This window comes from Streptomyces sp. CT34, assembly GCF_000805335.1.
Classification (GTDB): Bacteria; Actinomycetota; Actinomycetes; order Streptomycetales; family Streptomycetaceae; genus Streptomyces.
In genome coordinates, this window is sequence record NZ_KN708638.1 from 6961775 (window position 1) to 6983615 (window position 21841).

The window sequence follows — 21841 nt, forward strand, 5'->3', positions numbered from 1 at the left end:
CGACGTGCTCACTGGGCGGCGACCTCTGCTTCCCGCAGCTCCGCCAGCAGCTCGTTCTGCCCGGACAGCATCTGAGTCAGGATCCGCCGCGCGGCCCGCATCAGCTCCGCCACATCCCCGCCGGCCAGCTCGTAGACGACGGTGGAGCCCTCGCGGGTGGACGTGACGATGCCGGAGCGACGCAGCACCGCCAACTGCTGGGACAACGCCGCCGGCTCGATCTCGATCTCCGCGAGCAGGTCCCGTACCGGCATCGGCCCGTTCTGCAGCAGCTCCAGCACACGTATACGCACCGGATGCCCCAGCATCCGGAAAAACTCAGCCTTGGCCTGATACAGCGGAACCAGCACGGAAATCCTCAATCACTCCACACACAGCCCTGCCACGGGCGGGGCACACCTGAAGCGTCGTGCCCGCGGCTACTACGGGCACGACCGATACAGCATGTAGCGAATTGCTAATTTTTGCAATTCGCATAGTCACTACACATGGAGAGGGCCCCGTTCGCGTGGATCCAGCCGCGGCGCGTCCGAGGGCCGATCGGGAGTGCTGCCAGTGAGTGGCGACGGTGCGGCGTCGCGACGCGCCGGGCGCGAACCTATCCTGAAAGTCGTACCCGAGGCGGGATACGGGGCGGCGATGGAGATGACGCAGGAGTACCTCGCCGGAGAGTTGTCCCAGCTCCTGGCCGAGCTGCGGACGGTTGCCGAGAAGGACCCGACGCTGGCCCGAGAGGTGATCGCGCTGCGCCGGGACGCGGAGACGCGGCCACCCTCAACGCTGCGTCCGGTAGTGGTACGGACCCTGGCTGTTGGCGATGCCCTGTGCTGGCACTCGTTGTCGCGCGGGGATGCCGAGATCTTCTTCGGCCAGGCAGTGGCCGTCCGCAACGTGCATGAATTCGGTGTGTGCTCCGGACTGATCGACGCATGACGAACCGGGCACCGCCCCGTGGCGCATCCCGGAGGCTGGAGGCTTGAGCGATGAGCACGGCAGGACCAGGCCGCGACGTCCCCGAGGCACAGATCGCCGTCCACTGGCGCGAGGAGGAGTACTACCAGCCTCCGGCGAGTTTCATCGGCCAGGCTAACGCGGCCGACCCCGCGATCCTGAAACGGTTCGGCGAGGAACGCTTCCCCGAGTGCTTCCGGGAGTACGCGGACCTGCTGAGTTGGGACACCTACTGGCACACCACGCTGGACACCAGTCACCCGCCGTTTTGGAAGTGGTTCGCCGGCGGCCGGCTCAACGCCTGCTACAACTGCGTCGACCGGCATCTGGCGGCCAACCGGAACAAGGCGGCCTTCCTCTGGGTACCCGAGCCGGAAGAGGAAGAGACCCGCGCACTCACGTACCAGGAGCTCTACGCACAGGTCAACGAGTTCGCCGCGCTGCTGCGGGACTTCTGCGCACTCAAGGCCGGCGACCGGGTCACCTTCCACCTGCCGATGGTCCCCGAACTCCCGGTGTGCATGCTGGCCTGTGCGCGCCTCGGCGTGATCCACTCCGAGGTGTTCGGCGGATTCAGCGGCACCGCCTGCGGCGACCGCATCGCCGACTCCGGCAGCCGGATCCTGATCACCATGGACGGCTACCACCGAGGTGGGAAACTGTCCGACCACAAGGCCAAGGCCGACGAGGCACTCCAGGCCGCCGAAAAGCTCGGCCAGCCGGTGGACAAAGTGCTGGTCTGGCGCCGCTACCCGGACCGCTATCTCTCCCACACCCCGATGGCCGAGGGCCGGGACTTCTTCGTCGACGAGCTGCTGCCCCGCTACCGCGGCCATCGCATCGCCCCGGTCTCCATGCCCGCCGAGGCACCTCTGTTCCTGATGTACAGCAGCGGAACCACCGGCCGCCCCAAGGGCGCCCAGCACAGCACCGGCGGCTACCTGTCCTACGTGGCAGGCACCGCGAAGTACTACCTGGACATCCACCCCGAGGACACCTACTGGTGCGCCGCCGACATCGGCTGGATCACCGGCCACTCCTACATCGTCTACGGACCACTGACCCTGGGGACCACCAGCGTGCTCTACGAGGGTGCGCCCACCCACCCCGACGCCGGGCGCTGCTGGCGGATCGCCGAACGCCTCGGCGTGAACATCTTCCACACGGCCCCCACCACCATCCGGATGCTCCGCAAACTCGGCCCGGACGAACCGCTCAAGTACGACCACCACTTCAAGCACATGACCACGGTCGGCGAGCCGATCGAGCCGGAGGTATGGCGCTGGTACCACAAGGAGGTCGGCAAGGGCGAGGCGGTGATCGACGACACCTGGTGGATGACGGAGACCGGCGGATTCCTCGGCGCCACTCTCCCGGCGCTGCAGCCCATGAAGCCGGGCAGCTGCGGCCCCGGCGTCCTCGGCATCTACCCGGTGATCTACGACGACGAGGGCAACGTCGTCGAACCGGGCAGCAGCCGGGCCGGCAACGTCTGCATCCGCAACCCGTGGCCCGGGATCATGCAGACCATCTGGGGCCAGCCCGAGCGCTACGTCGAGCTGTACTACGCCCGCTACTGCCGCGACACGCACAGCACCAACTGGCGGGACTGGCCCTTCCTGTGCGGCGACGGCGCCGTCCAAGGAGAAGACGGCTATCTGCGCATTCTCGGTCGCATCGATGACGTGATCAACGTCGCCGGGCACCGGCTCGGCACCAAGGAGATCGAATCCGCATGCCTGACGGCCGAGGAAGTCGCCGAGGCGGCGGCCGTCCCCGTCATCGACGAACTACGGGGGCGTGTCGTGGAGATGTACGTCGCACTCAAACCGGGCCTCGAACCCAGCAGCGAGCTGGAGGACAAGGTAGCCCGAGCCATCGAGCACGAAATCGGCAAGATCGCCCGCCCGAAGAAGGTCTGGATCGTCCCCGACATGCCCAAGACCCGGTCCGGCAAGATCATGCGCCGGGTGATCGCGGGCATCTCCAACTTCGCGGACGTCGGAGACATCAGCACCCTGGCCAACCCCGAGGTCGTCGACAGCATCCGCCACCAGGTCCAGAGCCGGAAGCTGGAAAGCGGTGAGGTACCACGGGAACTCACCGAAGCGGAGCGGGAAGAGATCAAGACCTTCGGCGGGACCGCGTAGCGCTTGACCCGGACCGTGTGGCCCGCATCGATGGATTGCGCCCTGCGGGCCGAGTCGGCGGCATAGCTCCTGGCTGAAATACCTGAAATACACTGCTTCGGTGACCGAGAATCTGCCGCCGTGCCCCGAGTGCTCCAGCGCGTACACCTACGAGATGGGCGCGCTCCTGATCTGCCCGGAGTGCGGGCACGAGTGGTCACGCGAGTCCACTGAACCCGCGGGTGATACCGGAGACAGGGTGATCAGGGATGCGGTCGGAAACGTGCTCGCCGACGGTGACTCGGTAACCGTGATCAAGAGCTTGAAGGTCAAAGGTAGCCCCACCGGGATCAAGGCAGGTACCAAGGTGCGCAATATCCGTCTCGTGGACGGAGCGGGCGGCCACGACATCGACTGCAAGATCGACGGGTTCGGCCCCATGCAACTCAAGTCCAGTGTGGTCAAAAAGGCTGAGAGGTAGCGCAGATTAGGAGTTAGGAGGTTGTCACGGTCTGCGTCAAGGGCGTGTATCCCAGCGGTGGGTGATCCAGGCTCGGCGGATCAACCCCCTGCCCTCCTCTGCATACGGGTGGACGTACCCGTGCGCGTTGAAGGAGGAGAACCACTCCTTGACGCCCATGGGGCGATACCGAGGTGGGCGTAGTCGGGATCCTCGTCGATACCGTCGAGGGCCGGCTGGTACAGCCATTCGTGGTCGGCATCCTCATAAACCTCGCGGGCGAAAGCCTCCCAAGCGGCTTTGACCCCATCGTCCAGGAGTCCGTACGTATCGAGTGCCACTTCGGCCTCGGCCAGGAGGAGCCTGAGGGGAGTTCCTCGGCGACGCAACTCAGCTGCTCGAAGCCCGGCCGGGTGAGGCGTGCAGTGAGGTCGACGGCCTGGACGAGGAGGCGACGCGCGAAGTTGGCCGTGTGGTGGGCGAATTGCCCGGGCAGCTGGTCAAGCAGCCAGAGCGGCTCGTCGCACACCGCGACGTTGTCGTGCTCCTCGCCGAGCGTTTCCGCGTCGTCGAGGAGCTGGTCGACCAGGGTGTCGCTGGTGTACACGAGCGCGCCGGCGGCGAGCTCCGCGCCCGCGCGATCAACGTAGGGCTCCTCTTCGTCATCAACGCATTAGCCGAAGGATTCGAGCTCGAATGCTTCGAGCCGAGGCGCCAGTGCCCGTATCTTGACCCGCGTCTTCTCCACCTCGGCCTCGCTGAGGCCGACAGGCACAGTCGCCGATACCGCCTCGGCGTGCCGGGCCGCGCGTTCCGCAGGATCACGGGTGGGGCATTCGGGCCCTCAGCAGCGTCGAGATTCTGCTGCGCCACCTCGGGATGGAGTTCGACCTCGTACTTCTCCACCCGCCACTCGGCGAGGAGCTGAGAGCGCTCCAGCAGTTCACCGATGACCTCGCAGACGGCGTCCTCTGCCGGACCGGGATCCGCCACTCCACCACTTGTGCGGAGGCTGCAAGGCCGCATTCACGACAGCAATCCGCAGCCGATCACCGGCCCGAACGCCTTGGTCGCCCTCCCCACGGCCCACGCCGAGCAGCACTACGACCCCCTGCAAGCCGCCGTGCCACTCCCGTGCCAGATGGAGCGGTAAACAACGGCCGACAAGGGTCACAGACGCAACCGAGCGCACCTCGCCCAGTAGCAACGTCCTCGCAGGTCAGACAGCCACCGGGCACCGGGCACCCGCCCCTGATTCCCAAGCTCAGAGCGCGGGTTCGATTCCCGTCACCCGCTCCATAGCGAAGGCCCAGGTCGGAGTGCCGGGCCTTGTTGATCATCTAGATGTTGCAGGTCATGACGTTGTTGACGCGGCGTCGGTCAGCGGCTTCTGGGGGTAGGCGCGGAGCACGAGCGATGTGGTGACAGGGCCGTAGCGGGCAAGTGCGTCGACAACTTCTTCGAGTCGCCCTGCCTGCGGGCAGTAGATGTCGAAGATGAGGCAGTCTTCCCCGGTGACTCTGAGGGTGGAGGTGATCTCGGGGATACGGGAGGAGAAATCCAGTGCGCGTGAGAGCTGGGCGTGCGTGGTCCGCAGGCGGATGACCGCGTGAATGTTCAGACCGAGGGCTGCCGGGTCGACCTCGGCTCGGTAGCCGGTGATGACGCCGGTTTTCTCCAGCCGTTGGATGCGCGCGCTGGCGCGCGTATTGGGTCGTGATCAATCTGCGTGAATCGCCCTCGCGGCGGGGCCTGGACCAGTAGATCTTCTTGCGTGACGCGAGTGCAATTGACGGACGAGGAATGGGAGTTCATCGAGCCGTACCTGCCGATCGGCGAGTACGGCCCCTACCCCGAGCGGCTGCGGCAGCAGTTCGAAGGTGTGATCTGGCGGTTCAAGACCGGCGGGCAGTGGCGGGAGATGCCGAAGGAGTTCGGTGCCTGGTCCACTGTGCACAACCGCTTCCGGCAGTGGCGTGACGCGAGCGTCTTCGAGGCCCTGCTGGAGGGCCTGATCGCGGAAGCAGCGAAGCGGGGCGAGGTGGGCCTGTCTCTGGTCAGCATCGACTCCCCCACCGCGCGCGCTCACCACGACGCCGCCGGGATGCACCTGGACCAGGACGTCCTCACCGCCCTGGAGAAGGCCGCCGCCGAGGAGGAGAAGGCCAGGTCAAAAGGGGCGGCTCCGAAGAACAAAACGGGCAGGAAGCCGAAGCAGATCCCGAACGGGAGGAGCGACGACGCACCCGGCGCCGGCGCAGACTCCGGCTGAAGGCCGCCCTCCTCGGGCGCTCCAGGGGCGGGCAGACCAGCAAGGTCCACCTCGCCGCCGACCGCAAGTGCCGCCCGCTGGCGTTCGTCCTGACCGCGGGACAGGCCGCGGACAGCCCGCAGTTCATCCCGGTGCTGGGCAAGGTACGGGTCCGCGGGCCCGCTGGCCGGCCCCGCACCCGCCCGGACGCGGTCGCCGGGGACAAGGCCTACTCGTCCCGCGGCAACCGGTCCCACCTGCGCAAACGCCACATCAAGGCGGTCATCCCCGAGAAGAAGGACCAAGCCGCCAACCGGAAGAAGAAAGGCTCCAGGGGTGGCCGGCCCGTCAGTCACGACGCCGACCCCTACAAGGAGAGGAACACCGTCGAGCGCCTGATCAACAAGCTCAAGGCCTGGCGAGGCATCGCCACTCGGTACGACAAGACCCCGGACAGCTACCTCGCCGGCCTCCACCTGCGCGCCTCGATGATCTGGCTCAAGGACCTCACGAGAACCGTTCTTTGACCGCAACTCAACACGCGCGCTAGTCGGCCATGTGCGGCGAGGCGGTGGCTCGGTCCGTACTCAAGAGCTGCAAGGGCTCCTTGCAAATATCCTTTGCAACTCGTAGTCTTCTGGCATGGCCGAACAACCGCCTACCCAAGAGATCACCGATGTCGAGGCGCTGCGCGCCTTCGCGCACCCGATGCGGCAGAAGATCGAGCAATGCCTGCGCCGGGGACCGGCCAACTCGGCCGCGCTCGCCCGCGAGTTGGGCGAGAGCACGGGGCTGGTCAGCTACCACCTGCGCCAGCTGGCCAAGCACGGCTTCGTCGAGGAGGTCCCGGAGCTGGCGAAGGGGCGGGAGCGGTGGTGGCGGACCGTGCCGGGGGACCGGCGGTTCCCGCCGTACAGCCGGCAGACGCCGCAGATGCGCGAGGCGCTGACCGAGATGCATCGGCTCAGCCTCGCCGAACTGATCGACTCCGCCCGGCGGTTCGAGGAGGCGCGCGACACGCTGGGGCCCTGGGCCGACGCGGCGCTCTTCTCACGCGCCACACTCCGGGTCGACCCCGACCAACTCCGCGCGTTCTTCGAGGAGTACATCGCGCTCCTCTACCGGTACTCGGCCCCGGAACAAGGGAATGCGCCCGAGGCGCGGACCGTGCTCGTCCGGCTGCTCGGAATTCCCGAGACCGACTGACCGCGCGGCCCAACCGACAAAGAAGGGGGGACACACGCCGTGCTGTTCTCAACTGCGTCCGCATCACCGATACGCATCGTACTGGCTGCTTTGTCCGGGGTATTGGTCGGCGCCCTCCTCCTGCTGGCCGCGCCAATGGCGTACGCCAGCGGGGACGGGCTGGTCCGCCAGGAGGTCACCTTCCGGGGCGGCGGTGGACTCGTCCTGCACGGCACCGTCCTCAGCGAAAACGGAGCACACGGCCCGGAACCTGGCATCGTACTCGTTGGCGGCGCGGGCCCCGGGCCCCGGGAGGAGTACCGGCAGGAGGCCGAGGCGTTCGCCCGAGCCGGGATCACCACGCTCGTCTACGACAAGCGGACCGTCGGCTACTCCCGGCTCCACAAGGACTTCGGCCTGCTGGCCGACGACGCCCTCGCCGGAGTGCGGTTGTTGCAGTCCAGGAGCGGGGTGAACCCACGCCAGGTCGGGCTGTGGGGGTTCAGCGAGGGCGGCTGGGTGGCGCCGCTGGTCGCATCGCGCTCGACCGACGTCGCGTTCGTCGTCACCATCGGCGGGCCCGGCTACGACCCGCTGCGTACCCAGGCCTGGAACCTCACCACGCATCTGCACCACCAAGGGGTGGACGGACCGTTCCGTCGCACCGTGGCCGGCCCCAGCGCCCAATTCATGGCCTCGACCGGCCTGTTCCCCTCGGCCGGCTACGACCCCGTGCCGATGCTGGAGCGACTCCACCGAACGCCGGTACTGGCGCTGTGGGGCGATCACGACACCCAGGTGCCGCCCCGGGAGAGCGCACAGATCTTCCGCGAGGCCCTGGCCCGTGCGGGCAACCAGCACGCCGTCATGGGCTTCGTCGCCGGCGGTGCGCACAACGGGCACCGCACGTCGGACGGGTTCGACCGGAACGGCGGCCCACTCTTCCACGGCAAGAAGCTAGGGGAACTGGCCCCACACTATGCGCAGACCATGACCTCATGGGTGCAGGCCGTCGCCACCGGCCACCCACCGGCTTCGAGCGCCGCCCCCGCACCCGGGCAAGCACTCGCCACCACCCCCGTACCGGGCCACACCTGGTACGCCTGGCTCGCCCCGGCGCTGCTCCTCCTCGGCTTCGCCGCCTATCCGATGAGTGCCCTCCTGCGCCGGGGCCCGGTCCTGCGCCCGGTGCGGTGGTTGGCCGGACTCGGCCTGCTGGCGGTCGTGGCGACGGTGGCCTGTCCGATCGCCGTCTACGTGACGGGGAACGGTGCGGCGACGCCCGTTGCGTGGGGCCGTCCGGCTTCGTGGCTGGTGGTGCAGGGGCTCGCCGTCGCGGTGGTGGTGTCCGCCTGTGTCTCGGCAGCCGCACTCTGGCGCCGACGGCCGACGCCGAGCTGGGCGGTCTGGCTGCGCCTGGCCCCGGTCGGGCTGGCCGCGGTCGGGTTCGTACCGTGGGCGGTGTGGTGGGGTGTTGCTGCGTGACTGCCATCGTCCCCTCTACGACTCCAGCGGCCTCCTGAACGCCCATTGATCACGACTGAAGACAGGCCCTAGAGCGGATCAAGGCCGCCGGACTGGTCACGGAGCGAGGCCGGCAGCGGACCGACTCCACGCACATCCTGAGCGCCGTCCGGGACCTGACGCGCCTTGAAATGGTCACCGACGCCATGCGTGCTGCCCTGGAGGAAATCGCACGTCAGGCACCACAGGAACTGGTCGGGCTGGTCACGGAAGAATGGGGCACCCGCTACGGACGGGCCGCCCGGCTCGGCAAGAACCCGACCCGGCCGAAGACCCGCATCAAGAACACCGGCGACGACGTCCACCTCTTGCTGCGCTACGTCTGCACCTACCTTCGCACGCTGTGGCAAGGGCCGCAGGTCCAGGCACTACGGCAGATCTTTCTGCAGAACTACTGGATCGACGAGCGAGCGCTCGTGCGATGGCGCGAGCCCGGCGACGACGAGGCCGGACTGCCGCCCTCAGCCGTCGCGATCGTCTCGCCCTACGACCTGACCGCCCGTCATTCCCGCCGGAACGACATGCGCTGGAAGGGGTTCCTGGCGCACGTCACCGAGACGTGCGACGACGACACGGTGAACATCATCACGGACGTGACCACCACCCCCTCCACGCTCTACGACATCAGGGCCCTGCCCACCATCCACAACCGGCTTGCCCAGCGTGACCTTCTGCCCGGCGAGCACCTGGTCGACGGCGGCTACACCTCGGTCGTGGAGCAGGACCACGTGGACCGCAAGCATGGGGTCACTCTCGTGGGACCGGTCCGGCAGAAGCGCACCCGCCAGTCACGCAAGGGCAACGTATTCGACCGCGACGCCTTCACCATCGATTGGGAGCGGCAGCACGTCGTATGCCCGCAGGGCAAGCTGAACCGGCAGTGGGCGACGCCGCCGGCGATCACTCCCTATGTCCAGGTCAGGTTCTCCAAGGAGGACTGCGGCCAGTGCCCGGTCAAGTCCAGCTGCACCCGAAGTGACCGACGGACGTTGACCTTCCTGCCGCAGCAGCTCTACGAACGGCAAGCTGCTGCCCGGGCCGCGCAGCAGACCAGCCCCTGGAAGGCAAACTACGCGATGCGCGCTGGCATCGAGAGCACGGTCAACGCATTCGTCAACGGCCACGACATGCGGCAAGCCCGCTACAGAAGCCAGTACAAAACACATGTCCAGCACGTCCTCACCGCCATCGCCGTCAACATCGAGCGCGTCAACGCAGAACTCACGACACCCACGTCACAGCGCCAGCCCCGAACGCCCACCGCGCTCCAGAGCTTCCTGGACTGGCAGCGCATCCCACGGCCAACCGCATGGCGCACTGCGGGGAAATCCTGATCTCCAAAATCCCCGACAGCGTCACGCACTAACGATCACGCCAGTTGAGACGATCTCTAAGATCGACGGCCTCTGTGTCGGGTGCAAGCGCCTCGCCGCTTGGTGCACAAGGCCGGGCTGGGAGGCGTGCATCGCCGCATCGGCCGCGTGCCGTTGACCCGCCGATCGGTACGGCGATCGCCGCCGTCCGAAAACGTCCATCTCAACGCCTTGTGGCAGGGCGGCGAAGCGAAGCAGTTGCGCATCCCACGCTCTCGTTCGCGGCCGACAACGGCGCCGCTATCAGCCGACGGGCGTTCGTCGCCTGGCATGCCGATGGGACTATCCATGGCATTTCATTGCCCTCTCATATCCCTCTCCTGGCTTATGTCTGATGCCCTGTAGTCGGCACGTTCTACCGAGGGGATGCGCATGGCTGGGGGGATTCCGTATGGCGATTGAGCTGCCGGATGAGGTGGTGTCGTTCCTTGAGTTCATCGGGGTGAACTGGCCGAACGTCAATGAGGACAAGGTTCGCGAGTTCGCGTCCCATGTGCGGGACTTCGCGCAGAAGCTGGAAGAGACCCACAAGGACTCGACCTCGACGGTCCATCAGTTGGCCGAGGTATATCAAGGGGCGTCGTACGAGGCGCTGTTGGCCAAGTGGGGACAGCTATCCAACAGCCATATGACGGAGTTGGTCAACGCCTGTCACACAGTGGCCACCGCCCTGGATGTCGCCGCGGACACGATCGTGGCGATGAAGGTGGAGGCGATCGGCGAACTGATCGTGCTGGCCATCACGTTCGTGGCCGATCAGGCTGCCGCGGCGGTCACTCTCGGGATCGCGGAGGCGGCCGAGGCGTTGGTGATCGCGGCGGGCAAGAAGCTGGTGAACTTCCTTGAGCAGCAGTTGGAGCAGTACATCATCGGGCAGGTCATCGAGGCGGCGATCGACCCGTTGGTGGAGGTGGTCGGCAAGGCGGTGAGCGGCATGGTCTTCCAGGCCGCCGAGTCCGCGCTCGGCGTCTCCGGCCGCGGGGGCGGTGGCGCGGGGGCGAGTTTCTCCATCCATCCCGAGGAGTTGCACAAGCGCGCGGAGGTGTTGCGCGGGCACGCGCAGACCGTGGCGTCGCACGCCGCTGAGTTCGAGTCGAAGGCCGCGGGGGTGAGCTTCGGATGAGCAACCGGATCGTCAAGGCGCTGGAGCACGGCGCGGAGAAGCTGGGCAAGACCCTGGCCAAGGACGCGAGCAAGGCCGTTCGGGACCTGTATCACGGGGCGGGGGACCGGCTGAAGAAGGTCGCCACCAACCACGCCGAGAACGACGCCAAACACGCCGCCGAACTCGACAAGCTCCTCAAGGGCAACAAGGGAGACATGCCGCGCGCCCCGCACCCCACGAGCGGAGGTGGCCGGTCCGGCGGCCGCACATCCTCCGGAGGCCGGGGGCGTCAGCAGGTGGAGAACCCGCATGAGGCCGGGCGTCCGCCGGAGTCCGTGTGTCCCGGCGGTGAGCCGGTCGACATGGCGACGGGCCGGATGTTCATCGAGCAGATGGATCTCTCGCTTCCGGGGTCCTTGCCGCTGCTGTTCAAGCGTTCCTTCGAGTCCGGTTACCAGGCCGGGCGTTGGATGGGCCCGCGCTGGGTGTGCACCTTCGACGAGCGGCTGGAGATCGACGCCGAGGGCGTGGTGTACCTCAGTGCGGACCGGACCGCACAGGCGTACCCCCACCCGGCGTCCGACGAGCCCACCCAGGCGACGGCCGGCGCCCGCCTGGACCTGGAGGTGGAGGAGCCGACCGGCTGCTACATCCTTACCGATGTCGCCACGGGCCTGGTAAGGGAGTTCACGCCGCAGCCGGACGGCGAGACAGCGCTGCTGACCGGAATACGCGACCGAGCCGGGCGCCGGGTTGATTTCGCCTATGGGGCGGACGGCACCCCGCTGAGCATGACCCACTCCGGAGGCTACCGCCTCCTGGTCACCGTGGACGCCGGCCGGATCACCGCCCTGTACCTGGTCGGCGCGTGCGGGGACGGCACTGACGCCCTGGTGGCGCGGTACGGCTACACCGACGGTCACCTGACCGCGGTCTACAACTCCTCCGGCCGGCCCCTGACCTTCGCCAACGACGACCAGGGCCGGATCCTTTCCTGGACCGACCGCAACGGCACCCAATACCTCTACACCTACGACCAGTTCGACAGGGTGGTGGAGGAGGGCGGCGCCGACGGGTCGCTCAAGTTCCGCTTCGCATACGGCGACCCGGATCCGGTCACCGGCATCAAGGTCCACACCGAGACCAACGCACTCGGCCACACCACCCGTTACGAGGTCAACGAGCGCGCCCAGATCGTCGCCGAGACCGACCCGCTCGGGAACACCACCACCTTCGAACGCGACGAGTACGACACCCTGCTCGCCCAGACCGACCCGCTCGGCCACACCACCCGCTTCGCCTACGACGACACCGGCGGGCTCATCAGCGTCATCCGCCCGGACGGCGAACACTCCACAGCCACCTACTTCGGCGATTCCAACCTGCCCACGCTCATCACCAGGCCGGGCGGCGTGACCTGGCGGCAGACCTACGACACGGCCGGACGCCGTACCTCGCTCACCGACCCGACCGGCGCCGCCACCCACTACGGCTACGACGAGACCGGCAACCTGGCCTCTGTCACCGACCCCTTCGGCCACACCACCCTGATCCGCTGCAACCCGGCCGGACTGCCCGTCGAGGTCACCGACCGGGCCGGAGCCACCAGCCGCTACGTCCGCGACGCCTTCGGCCGAGTCACCGCCATCACCGACCAGTTGGGGCAGGTCACCCGGCTGACGTGGAGCATCGAGGGGCGGCTGACTTCGTACTCCGCCCCAGACGGAACCACCGAGACGTGGGAATACGACGACGAGGGCAACCTCCTCGCGCATACCGACAGGCTCGGCCAGGTCACCAGCTTCGCCTACACCCCCTTCGAGACCCTCGCCGCCCGGACGGACCCCGACGGCACGCGGCTCACCTTCCGCTACGACGCCCACATGCAACTCGTCGCCGTCACGAACGGCATGGGCCAAAGCTGGACCTACACCTACGACGCCGCCGGCCGCCTCATCTCGGAGACCGATTTCGACGGCCGGACCGTCAACTACCGCCTGGACGCCGCCGGACAGGTCATCTCGCGCACCGATCCGCTGGGCCAGCAGATCCAGTACAGCTACGACGTGCTCGGCCAGTTGGTCACGAAGCACGCCGGCGGAACGACCACCAGCTACCAGTACGACATCGCCGGGCACCTGATCCGCGCCACCAGCCCGGACGCCGACGTCCTCCGCAGCCTCGACGCCCTGGGCAACCTGCTGACCGAAACCGTCAACGGACGCACCCTCACCCACACCCGCGACCTCCTCGGTCGCCTCACTAGCCGCACCACCCCCAGCGGCCACACCAGCACCTGGACCTACGACCAGACAGACCGCCCTACCTCCCTGACCACCCCCGGCGGCACGCTCGACTTCGCCTACGACGCAGCCGGCCACGAGATCGAACGCGCCCTCGGTGGCAGTGTCACCCTGGCCAGCGCGTGGGATACCGAACACCGCCTCACCGGCCAGATCCTCCGGTCCGGACGGACGGTGCTGCAACGCCGTGACTACTCCTATCGCGCCGACGGCATCCTGACTGGTGTCGAGGACCTGCTCAGCGGCCCCCGTACCTTCGACGTCGACACCGCCGGCCGCGTCACGGCCGTGCAGGCCGCCACCTGGACGGAGAGCTACGCCTACGACCCGGCAGGCAACCTCACCGACGCCGACTGGCCCGCTTCCGGCTCCCACCGAGCGGCAGTAGGCAACCGCACATACGACGGCACCCGGCTCACCACTGCCGGCCGCGTCCGCTACGAATACGACGCCGCGGGCCGCATCACGCTCCGCCAGGTCACGCGCCTCTCCAAGAAGCCCGCCACCTGGCACTACACCTGGGACGCCGAGGACCGCCTCACCCACGTCACCACCCCCGACGGCAGCCACTGGCGCTACACCTACGACCCCTTCGGCCGTCGCATCAGCAAAGAACGCCTCGCCGCGGATGGCACCACCGCCGAAGAGCGCACCGACTTCACCTGGGACGGCGCCAACCTCGCCGAACAGACCACCTACGCACCCGCCCTCCCCGGCCCGTACACCATGAGTTGGGAACACCGAGGCCGGCACCCACTCACCCAGACCGAATCCATCACCACCCCGGCGACCGCCGACAGCCCGCAAGACCAGATCGACCGCAGATTCTTCGCGATCGTCACCGATCTCATCGGCACGCCGACCGAACTCATCGACACCGCCACCGACACCATCGCCTGGCGCACCGTCCCCACCCTCTGGGGCAACTCCACCTGGGCGGCCGACAGCACCACCACCACACCCCTGCGCTTCCCCGGCCAGTACTTCGACCCCGAGACCCGCCTCCACTACAACCTCAACCGCTACTACGACCCCGAGACCGCCCGCTACACCACCCCCGACCCGCTGGGTCTCAGTCCCGCGCCGAATCCCAACGCCTACGTCCACAACCCGCACACCTGGTGCGACCCCCTCGGCCTCATGCCGGACGACAGCACCGATCTCCGGAAGGAGCTGATGGACCTCGGCAAGCAGCGCATCCAAGATGTCGCCGGCACCCTCAAGGAAGGCGAGCAGGCCCCGGGCGCGTACTCTGTGGGACGAGACCGCACAACAGGTAAGACCTACTACGGCGAAAGCGGCCCGGACACCGGCCACGAAAAGGCCGTGACCGACGCGATGCCTGCCGAATCGCAGCACCCGACCGGCCGCCCGCCCGGAGTGTGCGGCGAACCGCGGATGTTCACCAACGCGATCAAGGATGGCGCGGATCCCAAGAACATCGACCTGGTTACCGTCAACCCCAAGGGAAAAAAGTTCAAGATGTGTGCCAATTGCCAGACGTGGGTGCCTGGGTTCGGAGGGGAGGTGCTCACCGGATGAGCGGGAACACCGAACGTCGGGAACTCGATGAGCTGCGGAACTCGCTTGCCGGAAGCGCGCGTTTCGAGATCCACCCGCTGAATATCGCGGAGGCGCGTCGACGATACGAAGAGGAAGGGTTCGAATTCACCGCTGGTGTCCGGGAATTCCTGGAAACCTACGGCGAGTTCACCGTGACCTGGTCCTACCGCTTCGGTGAGACGTTCCTCACCACTTCGGTGGAGGAGACGATGGACTCGGCGCACTCACTACCCAGGAGTGTGAGCATCTTCGGCAAGCGCATCGGCCGTCCCGTCCTGCTTGTCGGAACGGCCACCGATACGCAGGAGGCCGTTCTGCTGGCCGACAACGGCGACGTCTACCTTGCCGGTGACGCGGGAATCCAGCGGGTCGCCAACGGTTTCGACAACGCGGTCCGGGCCCTTGTCGCAGACGACTGGGACAAGACGTTCTTCTGAAACTGGAGCCGTCCCCAACGGATCTCATGGGGGCCGTTGGGGACGGACGCCGCGTGAGGAGGCCACTGGATCACCGGACGCTCCTCATTGGAACTCAGGCAAGCAGGGCCTGACACACTCACGCAGATGACCGGGGTGCGGCACGACCAGCCCGCGTTTGCGGCTTCCGTCGAGGGGCCAAACCGGCCGTTATGGCGCCGATACGGTGACCGCGAGGTACTCGCGGCGATCATCTTTGTGGCCACAACGGGTTGCACGTGGCGGCAGTTGCCGCCGGTCTTCGGGCCGTCGGGGCCGACCGCGCACCGGCGCTTCACCGAGTGGTCCGCTGCCCGCGTGTGGGCGAAGCTACACCGGCTGATCCTTGATGAGCTGGGCTCGCGCGGTGATCTGGACTGGTCGCGCTGCGCGATCGACTCGGTGAACATGCGAGCCTTCAAAGGGGGGAACTGACAGGTCCGAATCCTGTCGACCGGGGCAAGAAAGGCTCAAAGATCCACTTGATCACCGAGCGGACCGGTGTACCCGTGTCCATCGGTATCTCCGGCGCCAACCTCCACGACAGCCAGGCCCTCAAGCCCCTCGTACGCGGAATCCCACCCATTCGCTCCCGCCGCGGCCCGCGCAGACGACGCCCCGCCAAGCTGCACGCGGACAAGGGCTATGACTACGACGACCTGCGTCGATGGCTCCGCAAACGCGGTATCCGACACCGAATCGCCCGCAAGGGCATCGAGTCCTCCACCCGACTGGGCCGGCACCGCTGGACCATCGAGCGCACCATGTCATGGCTCGCCGGCTGCCGCCGCCTCCACCTCCGCCACGAACGCAAAGCCGAGCACTTCCTGGCCTTCACCGCCATCGCCTGCAGCCTGATCTGCTACCGCAGACTCACCAAACGAGACGACGTCTTAACCGCCTCCAGATGCTTCAGCAGGACTACCGCAACCGGCCCTTCGTCAACGAAGAGCTCTGGGCCGGCAAGCTTGCACGTGCCCTGCGCGCCCAGCCGAGCCTTGCCGAGGCGACGGGCCTGAACTACATCCGAATCGAACAATCCCCGTCTTGGGAGGCTGAACGGTTCGTCGAGGAAGAGGCCGCACGCGACGATCGCGACGGGTAGGCGCTGGTGGATACCCTCTACCCCTTTGGCGCTCTGGGGCTCATCCCGGCGAAGACTGCTCGTAGGACACGGTCGATGTACTCGTGCGTGATCGGCTGCTGGGTGATCAGGAGTCGGTAGTAGAGGGGGCCGGACAGGACGTCGAAGGCCAGGTCGAGGTCGAAGTCGGCAGCGAGCTCCCCCTGTTCCTTGGCGATCTTGAGGCGTGCCAGCGTGTCGGCGGTCTGCGGCTCGATGAATCGTTGGTGGAGCGCGGTGGCGACTGCCGGATCGTGTTGCGCTTCACCGATGAGGGCGCGGTACAGCGGGCCCCAAGGCGGTTGCCCCAGCAGGTCGACGGCCTTGGTCATCGTCTCGCGCAGGTCGGCGACGACGTCGCCGGTGTTGGGATGGCTCAGCCCGTCGGTGCTCAGGGTGAGGACCGCGTCCAGGAAGAGCAGACCTCGGGAAGGCCAGCGGCGGTAAACGGTGTGTTTGCCCACGCCGGCCCTGGTGGCGACCGCCTCGATGCTGAGCTTGGCGTAGCCGACCTCCAGGGCCAGGTCGAGCGCGGCTTTCGTGATCGTTTCGGTGCGATGGTCGGCACGGCCGGCGCGGCGATCGGTCATGCCACCACTCTAACGGCACGGTACGTGCCGTGTTGACAGAGTCCGGCCTCATTGATCACACTCTTGAAACGGCACGGCCCGTGCCGTGTCGTTCTGGAATTTGAATCGCCGCCAAAGGACTGTGGGGGAAGTGACCAGTGGTGGACGCTGATGTGATCGTTGTGGGTGCGGGCCCGACGGGCCTGATGTTGGCTTCTGAACTGCGCCTTGCCGGTGTACGACCGCTGGTGCTGGAGCGGCAACCTGCCCGCAGAGATACCCCCAAGGCCGGAGGTCTCGGCGGGCAGATCCTTCAACTGCTGGACTACCGGGGCTTGCTGGAACGCTTCGAAGCCGCCTGCACCGACCCCGTCCCGGCTCCTCGGTTCCCGTTCGGCGGTGTGCATCTGGACCTCACCCGACTGACGGATCCGCCGATGCGCGCATTGCCGCTGCCGCAACCGATGCTTGAGCGACTGCTCGAAGAGCGCGCCGGCGAACTCGGCGTCGACATCGACCGCGGACACGAAGTGGCCGGGGTGAGCCAGGACGATGGCGCGGTGATCGTGGACGTGCGCGGCCCGGATGGGCCGTACCGGGTGACCAGCCACTATCTGGTGGGGTGCGACGGCGCGCGCAGCCGGGTCCGCGACCGGGCCGGCATTCCGTTCCCCGGCACCACCTACCCGGAAGTCAACCGACTGGCCCAGATCACCCTGCCCGACACGGTGGCCGTGCTCGGCAACGGCGATCTCGACGTCCCCGGCTTCGGCGTGATCCCTGCTGGCTTCACCCGGACCGACCGCGGCCTCCTCGGAGTCGGAGCAACGCCGACCTCCAAGGTCGTCTCCCTCTACACGATCGAAGACGAGACCACCGAGTACGACGACGACACACCGATGACCGTGGCCGAACTCCAGGGCAGCGTCCGCCGCGTGCTCGGCGCGGACCTGCCCTTGGGGGAACCGCTTCGACTGTCGCGGTTCACCTTCAAGGCCCGGCAGGCCGAGCGCTACCGCGACGGGCGGATCCTGCTGGCCGGCGATGCGGCCCATCTGTTCCCCGCCACTGGTGTGGCACTCAACGCCGGCATGCTCGACGCGGTCAACCTGGCCTGGAAACTGGCCGCCGACGTCCACGGCTGGGCACCGGCTGGTCTACTGGACACCTACCACGACGAACGCCAACTCGCCGGCGCCCGCACCATGTTGCACACCCAAGCGCAGGTTGCCCTGCGGCGCGGGCACGATCCGGCCGCCGAAGCGCTTCGCCAGGTCCTCCAGGAACTGCTCGTCGACGAGCAGCCGTTGCGCCGCATGGGAGCGCTCGTCGCCGGGTCCGACACCCGCTATGCGATGCCCGGCGCCAACCCTCACGCGTTGGCGGGCACCTTCGCAGCCGACCTCACGCTGCACACCGACCGGGGCACCACCACCGTCGCCGAACTCATGCACACCGCACGCCCCCTCCTTCTAGACCTCGCCGACCGCCCAGAGCTCCGCGAGAGGGCCCAAAGCTGGCGACAGCGCGTCGAGGTCCACACCGCCCAATGCGACGATCGGCCGGCCGATGCCCTCCTGATCCGCCCGGACGCCCACATCGCCTGGGCCGCGACCATAGACGAACCAGCCGACAGCGCCGGCCCCGCACTGCGAGAAGCGCTCAGTGGTTGGTTCGGCACTCCCTGAGAGTGACAGCCGATCACAAGTACCCGAGGGTGCGGACAGGACGACACCCGGCCGTGCGCATGGCCGCGGCATCCACCGCCAGTGCCGCACCTCCGCCCCACTGACACCCCTTCAGAAAGAAGGGGAGCAAGCCGTGATACCGCCTGCTCCCGACAATCCGACCGCCCCGCCTCGCCTACCAGCGGCGACCGGCTCCACAAAGAATCCATGAGGAGATCCGTCTTGCAGATCACCGCGTCCACCGTCTCGCTCACCGTCGACGATGTCGCCGCGTCCCAGCGGTTCTTCACCACCCATCTCGGCTACGTCGAGCAGGCTGCTGCCGAGGGGTTCGCCTCCCTTTCGCGTGACGACGCGGCGATGGACATCGTCCTGCTCGCACGTGGCACCGAAGTGCTGCCGGCCGACCAACGTGATCAGCACGCCTGTGGCCTGATCCTCGCCTTCACCACCACCGGCATCGAGATCGAGGAGAAGCGGCTGCGCGCCGAGGGCGTCGGGATCACCATGCCGCTGCGCGAGGAGCCCTGGGGCGAGCGCCTCTTCCAGGTCACCGACCCCAACGGTGTGATCGTCCAGTTCGTCGAGTGGGTCACCCCGTCCGGCCCCGAGAACGCCTGACAGCCCACCGCGTCAAGCCACATCCGGGCCATGCCCCGGCAACGCCCGTCCCGGACCGTGTGCGACATCAGCATCCCGCAACCCCGCAAAGGACCCCGGCCTTGTCACCTGACCCGACCACCGTTCACCCGCTGCCCGCCCACAACCGCGTGGTGTTCCTCAACCCGCTGGTCACCTCACCGAACATCGCAGTGGGCGAGTACACCTACTACGACGACCCGGACGGCGCCACGGACTTCGAGCACCGCAACGTCCTCTACGCCTACGGACCGGAGCGCCTCATCATCGGCAAGTACTGCGCGATCGCCACGGGAACCACCTTCCTGATGGCCGGTGCCGAACATCCGACGATGGGGGCCTCCACGTACCCGTTCACCATGTTCGGCGGCCGGTGGGCCGAGCAGACCCTGGACATCGTCACCACCATGCCCAGCCGCGGCGACACGGTGATCGGCAACGACGTGTGGTTCGGCTACCGGGCAACCGTCATGCCCGGCGTACGGATCGGCGACGGCGCCATCATCGCGGCCGGCGCCATGGTCACCGCCGACGTCCCGCCCTACACGATCGTCGGCGGCAATCCGGCCAGACCGATCCGGCAGCGCTTCGACGACGCCGACATCGAGCGGCTGCAGCGCGCCGCGTGGTGGGACTGGCCCGCCGACCTCGTCACCGAACACGCCCGCACCATCATGGCCGGAACCCCGGCCGACATCGAACGCATCGCCACCGAGCACGGATTGGACAAGCCCCTTTGAGTCATTCGCCCCAGGTATCCATCGAAGAGCACGTGGTGGCCGACAGCACGGCCGGACCCTATGCCCTCACCACGGGACCGGACGGCGCGCTGTGGTTCACCCTCGTCCACAACGGCCGGATCGGCCGCCTCGTCCCCGGCGAGAAGCCGACGAGCCACCAACTCGCCCCCGACTGCGGGCCGACCATCATCACGCCCGGCCCCGACCGCGCGCTGTGGTTCACCCAATACCGGGCGGGCCGGATCGGGCGCATCACCACCGACGGCATCATCGACGAATACGGCCTGCCCACACCCGGCTGCGGGCCGTTCGGCATCGCGGCGGGAGCAGATGGTGCGCTGTGGTTCACCGAGACCGCCGCCGACCGTATCGGCCGCATCACCGTCGACGGCCACATCACCGAGTTCCCGCTCCCCGTCACGGGAGCATTCCCCTCAGCGATCACCGCCGGTGACGACGGCGGGATGTGGTTCACCCTCAACCAGGCCAACGCCATCGGGCGGATCGGCATGGACGGTGCGGTCACCCTCCATCCTCTGCCGACAGATGAGTCAGCGCCGGTCGGGATCGCCGCAGGCCGTGACGGAGCGCTGTGGTTCGTCGAGATCGCTGCCGGGCAGATCGGACGGATCACTCCCGACGGGCAGATCACCGAGTTCCCGTTGCCCGACCGCACCGCCCGACCGCACGCCGTCACCATCGACAGTGACGGCACTGCATGGTTCACCGAATGGGCAGGCAACCGCGTCGGCACGATCACCCCCGACGGCTCTCTCACCGTCCACGACCTGCCCACCCCCCACTCCGAACCACACGGCATCACCCCCGGTCCCGACGGCGCCCTGTGGACCGCACTGGAGATCGGCACACTCGCCCGCATCACCCCAGCGGACACCACCACGTGACCAGACCGTCCCCTTACACCCCATCAGCAGCAGCTGCTCGTAAGGCGGCTGGAGAGGAACCTTCAAGAAATACGCACTCGCGATCTTCGAGACGGACGAGGCACGCCGTCGGATCCAGCCCGACCGGGCCGCATACCGCAAGGAATGCGAAGGCTGGATCGGCAGCCTCGCCGCAGCCGGAAAACTGGTCGGCGGCGAGGCTCTGGAGACCGAGCACATCGCCCCACGACGGTGCGCACAACGACCGACGGGACATCAGCGGTGACCGACGGGCCCGCGCAGGCCGGCGAGGAGAAACCTTAGACGTCGTCTCGTTTGGTGAGTCTGCGGTAGCAGATCAGGCTGCAGGCGATGGCGGTGAAGGCCAGGAAGTGCTCGGCTTTGCGTTCGTGGCGGAGGTGGAGGCGGCGGCAGCCGGCGAGCCATGACATGGTGCGCTCGATGGTCCAGCGGTGCCGGCCCAGTCGGGTGGAGGACTCGATGCCCTTGCGGGCGATTCGGTGTCGGATACCGCGTTTGCGGAGCCATCGACGCAGGTCGTCGTAGTCATAGCCCTTGTCCGCGTGCGGCTTGGCGGGGCGTCGTCTGCGCGGGCCGCGGCGGGAGCGGATGGGTGGGATTCCGCGCACGAGGGGCGTGAGGGCCTGGCTGTCGTGGAGGTTGGCGCCGGAGACGCCGATGGACAGGGGTACACCGGTCCGCTCGGTGATCAAGTGGATCTTTGAGCCTTTCTTGCCCCGGTCGACAGGATTCGGACCTGTCAGTTCCCCCCTTTGAGGGCTCGCATGTTCACCGAGTCGATCGCGCAGCGCGACCAGTCCAGATCACCGCGCGAGCCCAGCTCATCAAGGATCAGCCGGTGTAGCTTCGCCCAGACG

The 21841-nt window shown here is 67.6% G+C and carries 18 protein-coding genes and 3 pseudogenes; 17 read left to right on the forward strand and 4 right to left on the reverse strand.

Annotated elements, in window-relative coordinates; all coding sequences use genetic code 11:
• Positions 1 to 8: 8 nt before the first annotated feature.
• Positions 9 to 350 carry an ArsR/SmtB family transcription factor gene (locus tag RZ84_RS30410; protein ID WP_043267511.1) on the reverse strand — a complete coding sequence of 114 codons (342 nt, stop codon included), beginning with the start codon at positions 348 to 350 and terminating at the stop codon, positions 9 to 11.
• A gap of 289 nt (positions 351 to 639) precedes the next feature.
• Here RZ84_RS30410 and RZ84_RS30415 point away from each other — a divergent pair, with 289 nt between their 5' ends.
• From RZ84_RS30415 to RZ84_RS30430, 4 genes are all read left to right on the forward strand, one after another.
• Positions 640 to 933 (forward strand): hypothetical protein, encoded by a 294-nt coding sequence (locus RZ84_RS30415; protein ID WP_043267513.1) that lies wholly within the window; start codon positions 640 to 642, stop codon positions 931 to 933.
• Between the two features lie 50 nt (positions 934 to 983).
• Positions 984 to 3101, forward strand: coding sequence for an acetate--CoA ligase (gene acs, locus RZ84_RS30420; RefSeq protein ID WP_043267515.1), 2118 nt, complete (start codon positions 984 to 986; stop codon positions 3099 to 3101).
• Between the two features lie 100 nt (positions 3102 to 3201).
• Entirely contained in the window at positions 3202 to 3561 is a 360-nt protein-coding gene (locus RZ84_RS30425) for a zinc ribbon domain-containing protein YjdM (RefSeq protein ID WP_043267517.1), read from the forward strand.
• A 451-nt stretch (positions 3562 to 4012) separates the two neighbouring features.
• Positions 4013 to 4468, forward strand: a complete 456-nt coding sequence (locus RZ84_RS30430) for a hypothetical protein (protein WP_043267519.1) — start codon at positions 4013 to 4015, stop codon at positions 4466 to 4468.
• Between the two features lie 426 nt (positions 4469 to 4894).
• On the opposite strand, the gene RZ84_RS41930 is transcribed toward RZ84_RS30430, so the two are convergent.
• Positions 4895 to 5230 carry an Lrp/AsnC ligand binding domain-containing protein gene (locus RZ84_RS41930; protein WP_078894803.1) on the reverse strand — a complete coding sequence of 112 codons (336 nt, stop codon included), beginning with the start codon at positions 5228 to 5230 and terminating at the stop codon, positions 4895 to 4897.
• Positions 5231 to 5314: 84 nt separating this feature from the next.
• On the opposite strand from RZ84_RS41930, the pseudogene RZ84_RS37285 reads away from it, so the two are divergent.
• The 9 genes and pseudogenes from RZ84_RS37285 (at position 5315) to RZ84_RS39970 (ending at position 16404) form a co-directional block, all read left to right on the forward strand.
• Positions 5315 to 6318: pseudogene (locus tag RZ84_RS37285) on the forward strand (IS5 family transposase).
• Between the two features lie 115 nt (positions 6319 to 6433).
• Positions 6434 to 6997: an ArsR/SmtB family transcription factor gene (locus tag RZ84_RS30445; protein WP_043267526.1), complete on the forward strand. Its 564-nt coding sequence runs from the start codon at positions 6434 to 6436 to the stop codon at positions 6995 to 6997.
• Positions 6998 to 7087: 90 nt separating this feature from the next.
• Positions 7088 to 8461 carry an alpha/beta hydrolase family protein gene (locus RZ84_RS30450; RefSeq protein WP_241777932.1) on the forward strand — a complete coding sequence of 458 codons (1374 nt, stop codon included), beginning with the start codon at positions 7088 to 7090 and terminating at the stop codon, positions 8459 to 8461.
• Positions 8462 to 8631: 170 nt separating this feature from the next.
• Entirely contained in the window at positions 8632 to 9834 is a 1203-nt protein-coding gene (locus RZ84_RS30455; protein WP_052230256.1) for a transposase, read from the forward strand.
• A 430-nt stretch (positions 9835 to 10264) separates the two neighbouring features.
• A complete protein-coding gene (locus tag RZ84_RS30460) occupies positions 10265 to 10996 on the forward strand; it encodes a WXG100-like domain-containing protein (RefSeq protein WP_043267529.1) in 732 nt (243 codons plus the stop codon).
• Positions 10993 to 14823 carry a DUF6531 domain-containing protein gene (locus RZ84_RS30465; RefSeq protein WP_052230257.1) on the forward strand — a complete coding sequence of 1277 codons (3831 nt, stop codon included), beginning with the start codon at positions 10993 to 10995 and terminating at the stop codon, positions 14821 to 14823. Before RZ84_RS30460 ends, RZ84_RS30465 begins: the two co-directional genes overlap by 4 nt.
• A complete protein-coding gene (locus tag RZ84_RS30470; RefSeq protein ID WP_043267531.1) occupies positions 14820 to 15281 on the forward strand; it encodes an SUKH-3 domain-containing protein in 462 nt (153 codons plus the stop codon). Before RZ84_RS30465 ends, RZ84_RS30470 begins: the two co-directional genes overlap by 4 nt.
• 195 nt (positions 15282 to 15476) lie before the next feature.
• Positions 15477 to 16177 (forward strand): annotated as a pseudogene (locus RZ84_RS37290) (IS5 family transposase); the annotation flags it as partial.
• Positions 16178 to 16206: 29 nt separating this feature from the next.
• The gene (locus tag RZ84_RS39970; protein ID WP_043267532.1) at positions 16207 to 16404 is read left to right on the forward strand and encodes a hypothetical protein; all 198 of its coding nucleotides are present in this window, start codon (positions 16207 to 16209) and stop codon (positions 16402 to 16404) included.
• Positions 16405 to 16421: 17 nt separating this feature from the next.
• Here the strand turns inward: RZ84_RS39970 and RZ84_RS30485 are convergent, their stop codons facing one another.
• Positions 16422 to 17012 (reverse strand): TetR/AcrR family transcriptional regulator, encoded by a 591-nt coding sequence (locus RZ84_RS30485; protein WP_043267534.1) that lies wholly within the window; start codon positions 17010 to 17012, stop codon positions 16422 to 16424.
• A gap of 137 nt (positions 17013 to 17149) precedes the next feature.
• Here RZ84_RS30485 and RZ84_RS30490 point away from each other — a divergent pair, with 137 nt between their 5' ends.
• The 4 genes from RZ84_RS30490 to RZ84_RS30505 all read left to right on the forward strand — a co-directional run bounded on the left by RZ84_RS30490 (position 17150) and on the right by RZ84_RS30505 (position 20963).
• Positions 17150 to 18679 (forward strand): FAD-dependent monooxygenase, encoded by a 1530-nt coding sequence (locus RZ84_RS30490; protein WP_043267536.1) that lies wholly within the window; start codon positions 17150 to 17152, stop codon positions 18677 to 18679.
• 222 nt (positions 18680 to 18901) lie between these two features.
• Positions 18902 to 19300, forward strand: coding sequence for a VOC family protein (locus RZ84_RS30495; protein ID WP_043267538.1), 399 nt, complete (start codon positions 18902 to 18904; stop codon positions 19298 to 19300).
• A gap of 101 nt (positions 19301 to 19401) precedes the next feature.
• On the forward strand, positions 19402 to 20058 hold the full coding sequence (locus RZ84_RS30500) for a CatB-related O-acetyltransferase (RefSeq protein WP_043267540.1): 657 nt from the start codon (positions 19402 to 19404) through the stop codon (positions 20056 to 20058).
• Between the two features lie 35 nt (positions 20059 to 20093).
• Positions 20094 to 20963 carry a Vgb family protein gene (locus RZ84_RS30505; protein WP_241777933.1) on the forward strand — a complete coding sequence of 290 codons (870 nt, stop codon included), beginning with the start codon at positions 20094 to 20096 and terminating at the stop codon, positions 20961 to 20963.
• Positions 20964 to 21262: 299 nt separating this feature from the next.
• On the opposite strand, the pseudogene RZ84_RS30510 reads toward RZ84_RS30505, so the two are convergent.
• A pseudogene (locus tag RZ84_RS30510) lies at positions 21263 to 21841 on the reverse strand (IS5 family transposase); the annotation flags it as partial.

Excerpts from the sequence above, each read along its gene's own strand:
- RZ84_RS30470 (WP_043267531.1), top strand. The coding sequence starts at position 14,820 with ATGAGCGGGAACACCGAACGTCGGGAACTCGATGAGCTGCGGAACTCG.
- RZ84_RS30415 (WP_043267513.1), top strand. The coding sequence starts at position 640 with ATGGAGATGACGCAGGAGTACCTCGCCGGAGAGTTGTCCCAGCTCCTG.
- RZ84_RS30460 (WP_043267529.1), top strand. The coding sequence starts at position 10,265 with ATGGCGATTGAGCTGCCGGATGAGGTGGTGTCGTTCCTTGAGTTCATC.
- RZ84_RS30485 (WP_043267534.1), bottom strand. The coding sequence starts at position 17,012 with ATGACCGATCGCCGCGCCGGCCGTGCCGACCATCGCACCGAAACGATC.
- RZ84_RS30445 (WP_043267526.1), top strand. The coding sequence starts at position 6,434 with ATGGCCGAACAACCGCCTACCCAAGAGATCACCGATGTCGAGGCGCTG.
- acs (WP_043267515.1), top strand. The coding sequence starts at position 984 with ATGAGCACGGCAGGACCAGGCCGCGACGTCCCCGAGGCACAGATCGCC.
- RZ84_RS30455 (WP_052230256.1), top strand. The coding sequence starts at position 8,632 with ATGGTCACCGACGCCATGCGTGCTGCCCTGGAGGAAATCGCACGTCAG.
- RZ84_RS39970 (WP_043267532.1), top strand. The coding sequence starts at position 16,207 with ATGCTTCAGCAGGACTACCGCAACCGGCCCTTCGTCAACGAAGAGCTC.
- RZ84_RS30465 (WP_052230257.1), top strand. The coding sequence starts at position 10,993 with ATGAGCAACCGGATCGTCAAGGCGCTGGAGCACGGCGCGGAGAAGCTG.